This window comes from Iodobacter sp. (assembly GCF_025352645.1).
Lineage (GTDB): Bacteria > Pseudomonadota > Gammaproteobacteria > Burkholderiales > Chitinibacteraceae > Iodobacter.
The window spans coordinates 1-5,649 of the sequence record NZ_JANXSO010000149.1; the positions used below are offsets into that span (position 1 = coordinate 1).

The following is a 5,649-nucleotide window of genomic DNA, read 5'->3' on the forward strand; positions in this document are numbered from 1 at the left end:
CCGCTATTTGGCGGAAATGCAGTACCGATTTAATAGGCGTTTTGATTTATGCGCCCTTATTCCCCGCATGCTGCATGCCTTACTCATTGCTAAGCCTTGCCCGCGAGGGCGATTAACTGAGCAAGAGACATAATCAGGAATATAAATATAAAAAATAATTTAAATCAGAATGCCTCTATAAATATAGCTTGGCCGGTAGGCTGATAAAAATTCAGTAAGGCTTAACTGTGCTTGAACGAGTTTTCCTCAATACTTAATCATACTAAGGAAGATAATCTATGAAGACGTCTAAGGCTCTTTTAATTGGGGTATTCAGCATGACCTTATTGAATGCAACTGCAGCAGAGCAAAAAATACGCACGCCATTTTTAGATGGTTGGGATCAAATCCCTTTAGCAGAAATGGAAAAAAAAGCGGCTGATTTTGCTGGAGCTTATTGGATTGCAGGGCCAGGACAGCGTAAACAAATGGCGCTTACCTTCGATGATGGCCCAACGGAGCACACCCGTGAGCTATTAAAAGTATTAAAGAAACACAATATTCATGCCACTTTCTTTTGGCTAGGTAAACAGGCCGAGCAATTTCCCAATATTGTTAAAGAAGCTGCTGCGGCTGGGCATACGATTGGCAATCACTCTTATGACCATCCTTATTCCAGTAAATTAAGTGCCAGTGTATTTAATTCATCACAGATTGTGCCAACACAAAAGATTTTTCAATCTATCCTAGGCTTTGCCCCCACGTTGTTTCGCCCGCCCTATGGGGATTTAAGCGATGCTGAAATGGTTTTGTTGCAAAAAGATAATATGCATGCCATTAGTTGGTCGGTGGATACCCGTGATTGGCTGGTGGCATGGAATAAAGGCCAGCCTGCAGAAATAGAAAAAGTAGTCCTCAATTACGCCCATCCCGAAGCCATTGTGTTAATGCACGACGGTGGGGGGCCACGCCAAAGCACGATTGCTGCAGTTGATGCGTTTATCCCTAAGCTTAAAGAGCAGGGCTATGAATTTGTGACGGTGGATAAGCTATTGGGCGTGGCGGGCAAGCAGTAAGAAGTAAGCAGAGCACAGGCGTTTAGATTTTACCTGTGCTCTGTACGGCTTTAATTACAGCTTAATTCTTTCCGCTAAATAAGCCTTTAATACTTCGGCATCCGCAGCTAACTCATCAAAGCGTTGTGGTAAGTCTTCTAGCCCGGCCAGTGCGGCTGGGCGCTGCGGCTTTTGACCGATCGCTTCCACCATGGTGTCTTCAAACTTAGCGGGTAGGGCGGTTTCTAGAATCACCATGGCGATATTTACATCGCGATGCTCTAGTGCCGCCTTGAAGCCGTCGGCGGTGTGTGGATCGATCTCACGGCCATAACTTGTAAACACGCTGCGGATATTACTTAGCCTATCGTCATGGGTGCTGCGGCTCGATCTAAAGCCATACACATCGTGCATTTTGGCAAAGTTTTCTTTAGAGAGCTGAAAGCCCTTGCCCGCATCAATGCCCGACCATAAATCGGCCAGCGTATCGGCATCGCGCCCTAGTAAATCAAATACAAAGCGCTCCAGATTGGATGCTTTGGTGATATCCATTGATGGGCTGGAGGTTTCATAAGTGCGATCCAGTCCACGCGGATGGTAGCCGCCGCTGCTAAAAAACTCATCCAGCACGTCGTTTTCATTGGTGGCCACAATCAGCTTGCGGATTGGCAGGCCCATTTGTCTTGCCATATGGCCAGCACAGATATTGCCAAAGTTGCCTGAGGGCACGCAAAAATCAACCGGATCGCCAACGGTTTTTGCTACAGCAAAATAGCCCTTAAAGTAGTAGCAAATTTGCGCTACAACTCGGCCCCAATTGATGGAATTGACCGCGCCAATTTTGTATTTTTGCTTAAAATCTGCATCGTTATTGATGGCTTTTACCATATCTTGGCAGGCATCAAACATGCTGGTAACGGCGATATTATGGATATTAGGCTCTTGCAGGCTGAACATCTGGGCGCGTTGGAAAGGGCTCATTTTGCCAGCGGGGCTAAGCATAAATACATTCACGCCTTGTTTGCCACGCATGGCGTATTCGGCTGCGGAACCGGTGTCGCCTGATGTTGCACCCACAATATTGATCTGGCGGTTTTCACGCGTTAGTACGTATTCAAACAAATTGCCCAAGAGCTGCATCGCCATATCTTTAAACGCTAGCGTCGGGCCGTTGGATAGCTGTTGCAGATAGAGGTTTTTTTCCAGAGCAATCACCGGCGTAATATCGGCCGAGCCAAAGACTTCGCTGGTGTAAGTTTTTGCGACCAAGGCTTTGAGGTCTGCTGCCGGAATATCATCCACAAACAGGCTGATAACCTCAAACGCCAGCTTGGGATAGGGCAGGGTAGAGAGCTGCGTTAGCTTGGCAAGATCGAGCGTTGGGCAGACTTCAGGCATCACCAAGCCGCCATCCGGTGCAAGGCCACCCAGCAAGATTTCAGAAAAAGACTTAGGCGGCATACCGCCGCGAGTAGAGATATAGCGCATGGTTGCTACCTTGTTGGTCAGGGCGTAAAACCCTGTAAATCTGTGTAGGGTGGGCACGTGTGGCCCACGCGATAAGTTTTAACCAGACTTGCTGCATAAACCGCAAATACGCGTGGGCACAGCTGCCCACCCTACATGGTTTCGAATATGGTGGCGTAAATGACTGTCTTACACCTTGAACCACAGAGAGCACAAAGGGGCACGGAATTGCATAGAGCAGCGCAAATAAAATACTCAGGCTTTCTCTGTGATCTCTGTGCTCTCATTTTTCTCTGTGGTTTAAGGTTTAGCTCCTGCTCATATTCAAAGTCGTTTTTGAATATTGTTGTTTAGCCGTTTAAATGTTCAAGGCGCAAGCGCACGACTGCACCAGTGATGCTGCTCAGCGCTTCAATCCCTTTGATGGCGGTGTTGATGCGTTTTTCGACCGCCAGATGCGTGATGATAATAATATCGGCGCGATCTTCTTTATCGATTGGGCGCTGCAGCATGGCATCAACCGAAATACCGTTGTCGGCCAACAGGCGAGTGATATCGGCCAGAACCCCTGGTTTGTCTTGGGTATTGATGCGCAGGTAGTAGCAGGTTTCGATTTCTTCGATCGGCAGAATCGGCAGGTCGGCCATTTGCGATGGCTGGAATGCCAGATGTGGCACGCGCTGTTCTGGGTCTGCAGTGTGCAGACGGGTGATATCCACCAGATCAGCAATCACCGAAGAGGCCGTTGGCTCGGCACCCGCACCAGGGCCGTAATACATGGTGGCGCCTACGGCATCGCCTTTTACCAATACCGCATTCATTACGCCATCTACATTGGCGATCAGGCGGCTGGCAGGGATTAGCGTAGGGGCAACGCGTAGCTCAATGCCCTGCTCGCGGCGGCGAGTCATGCCTAGTAATTTAATGCGGTAGCCTAGTTCTTGGGCGTATTGGATATCAATCGCGGCCAGCTTACTGATGCCTTCTAAGTAAGCTTTATCAAACTGCACCGGAATCCCAAAAGCAATCGCGCTCATGATGGTGAGCTTATGCGCGGCATCGTGGCCTTCGATATCAAAAGTAGGGTCAGCTTCGGCATAGCCTAGGCGCTGTGCTTCTTTCAGTACATCGGCAAAGGCCAGCCCTTTATCGCGCATTTCTGTCAGGATAAAGTTAGAAGTGCCGTTGATAATGCCCGCTACCCATTCAATTTTATTAGCGGTAAGGCCTTCACGCAGCGCTTTAATCACTGGGATTCCACCAGCTACGGCGGCTTCAAATGCCACCATCACGCCTTTTTCGGTGGCACGGGCAAAGATCTCATTGCCGTATTCGGCGATCAGTTTTTTATTGGCGGTGACCACGTGTTTGCCATTGGCAATGGCGGCTAAAACTAAATCTTTGGCAATGGTGGTGCCGCCAATTAACTCAACCACAATGTCGATATCTGGGTTGTTCACTACGTCCATAGCATTATCGGTGAGGGTGATTTCATCACCACAGATTTCCCGAGCACGAACAAGATCACGGTTGGCAGCCATGCTAATCACAATCGGTCTGCCTGCACGGCGGGTGATCTCGATTGCATTACGTTTTAGAACGGTAACTGTTCCGCCGCCTACGGTGCCAACACCGCATAAACCAACATTGATGGGTTTCATTGATTATTCCTTATATTTATTAAGCTGTGCCGTGACGTTTTCGATAGTTTTCTAAGAAGCGGGCAATACGGGCAATGGCGTCAGTTAGATCATCAAGGTTGGGTAAGAACACCACGCGGAAATGATCAGGCTGTTGCCAGTTAAAGCCTGTGCCTTGTACCAGCAGCACTTTCTCTTCTTGTAATAGCTCTAAAATAAACTGCTGATCATCGCTAATTGGGTAAATAGCCGGATCCAGCTTGGGGAACATATATAGTGCTGCTCTTGGTTTTACGCAGCTCACTCCTGGGATCGCCGTGAGGAGCTGGTAGGCTAGATCGCGTTGCTTAGCGAGCCTGCCGGTGGGTTTTACTAAATCATTAATGCTCTGATATCCGCCCAGCGCAGTCTGGATGGCGTATTGCGCTGGTACATTGGCACAGAGCCGCATAGTAGCGAGGATATTCAGTCCCTCGATATAATCTTTGGCTATTTTCTTATTGCCCGAAACAAACATCCAGCCCGATCTAAAGCCACAAGCGCGATAGTTTTTGGATAGGCCGTTAAAGGTAACAAATAAAATATCCTTCTCTTTTGATTCTAAAGAAGCAATCGAAGTGTGCTCTGCACCGTCGTAGAGCACTTTATCGTAGATTTCATCCGCATAAATAATCAGGCTATGTTCGCGCGCAATTTGAATAATGTCTTTCAGTAGCGAATCTGGGTATAAAGCACCCGTTGGATTATTCGGGTTAATAACCACAATGGCCTTGGTTCTGGCGGTGATTTTACTGCGAATATCATCCAGCGACGGATACCATTCATTAGCCTCATCACACAGATAATGGCGTGGTGTGCCCCCCGCAAGGCTCACTGCGGCGGTCCAAAGCGGGTAATCTGGCATAGGCACCAGTACTTCATCGCCATCATTGAGCAGGCCCTGCATGGCCATCACGATCAGCTCGGATGCGCCGTTGCCGATATAGATATCGTCTACAGTCACATCGGCAATATTTTTGGCTTGGGTGTAATGCATGATGGCTTTGCGTGCCTGAAATAGGCCTTTGGAATCCACATAACCCGCAGCATTTGGCAGATTACGGATCACATCTTGGACAACTTCTTCGGGCGCATCAAAACCAAATGGCGCTAAATTACCGATATTGAGTTTGATAATCCGCTGGCCTTCTTCCTCCATCTGACGCGCTCGTTCAGGTACTGGCCCACGAATCTCGTAACAGACATTTTGTAATTTGTTTGATTTAAGAATGGAAGTCATGGCTGCGGCTAAATAAACTAGGGAGAACGTATTCTAGCGAAAGATTGCGCTGTACTGCACTTATTGTGCTTACGAAAACACAAAAATGAACCTGATTATGTCTCTTGCTCAGTTAATCGCCCTCGCGGGCAAGGCTTAGCAATGAGTAAGGCATGCAGCATGCGGGGAATAAGGGCGCATAAATCAAAACGCCTATTAAATCGGTACTGCATTTCCGCCAAATAGCGGC

The 5,649-nt window shown here is 48.2% G+C and carries 4 protein-coding genes and 2 pseudogenes; 2 read left to right on the plus strand and 4 right to left on the minus strand.

What is annotated here, in order from left to right:
* A pseudogene (locus Q0R17_RS16725) lies at positions 1-133 on the plus strand (IS1595 family transposase); the annotation flags it as partial.
* A gap of 145 nt (positions 134-278) precedes the next feature.
* Positions 279-1,055: a polysaccharide deacetylase family protein gene (locus Q0R17_RS16730; RefSeq protein ID WP_293936976.1), complete on the plus strand. Its 777-nt coding sequence runs from the start codon at positions 279-281 to the stop codon at positions 1,053-1,055.
* Between the two features lie 54 nt (positions 1,056-1,109).
* On the opposite strand, the gene thrC is transcribed toward Q0R17_RS16730, so the two are convergent.
* The 4 genes and pseudogenes from thrC to Q0R17_RS16750 all read right to left on the minus strand — a co-directional run.
* Positions 1,110-2,522 carry a threonine synthase gene (gene thrC / locus Q0R17_RS16735; protein ID WP_293936978.1) on the minus strand — a complete coding sequence of 471 codons (1,413 nt, stop codon included), beginning with the start codon at positions 2,520-2,522 and terminating at the stop codon, positions 1,110-1,112.
* A gap of 329 nt (positions 2,523-2,851) precedes the next feature.
* Entirely contained in the window at positions 2,852-4,162 is a 1,311-nt protein-coding gene (locus Q0R17_RS16740; RefSeq protein ID WP_293936980.1) for a homoserine dehydrogenase, read from the minus strand.
* Between the two features lie 19 nt (positions 4,163-4,181).
* Positions 4,182-5,420, minus strand: a complete 1,239-nt coding sequence (locus tag Q0R17_RS16745) for a pyridoxal phosphate-dependent aminotransferase (RefSeq protein ID WP_293936982.1) — start codon at positions 5,418-5,420, stop codon at positions 4,182-4,184.
* 95 nt (positions 5,421-5,515) lie between these two features.
* Positions 5,516-5,649 (minus strand): annotated as a pseudogene (locus Q0R17_RS16750) (IS1595 family transposase); the annotation flags it as partial.

Excerpts from the sequence above, each read along its gene's own strand:
- Q0R17_RS16745 (WP_293936982.1), bottom strand. The coding sequence starts at position 5,420 with ATGACTTCCATTCTTAAATCAAACAAATTACAAAATGTCTGTTACGAG.
- thrC (WP_293936978.1), bottom strand. The coding sequence starts at position 2,522 with ATGCGCTATATCTCTACTCGCGGCGGTATGCCGCCTAAGTCTTTTTCT.
- Q0R17_RS16740 (WP_293936980.1), bottom strand. The coding sequence starts at position 4,162 with ATGAAACCCATCAATGTTGGTTTATGCGGTGTTGGCACCGTAGGCGGC.
- Q0R17_RS16730 (WP_293936976.1), top strand. The coding sequence starts at position 279 with ATGAAGACGTCTAAGGCTCTTTTAATTGGGGTATTCAGCATGACCTTA.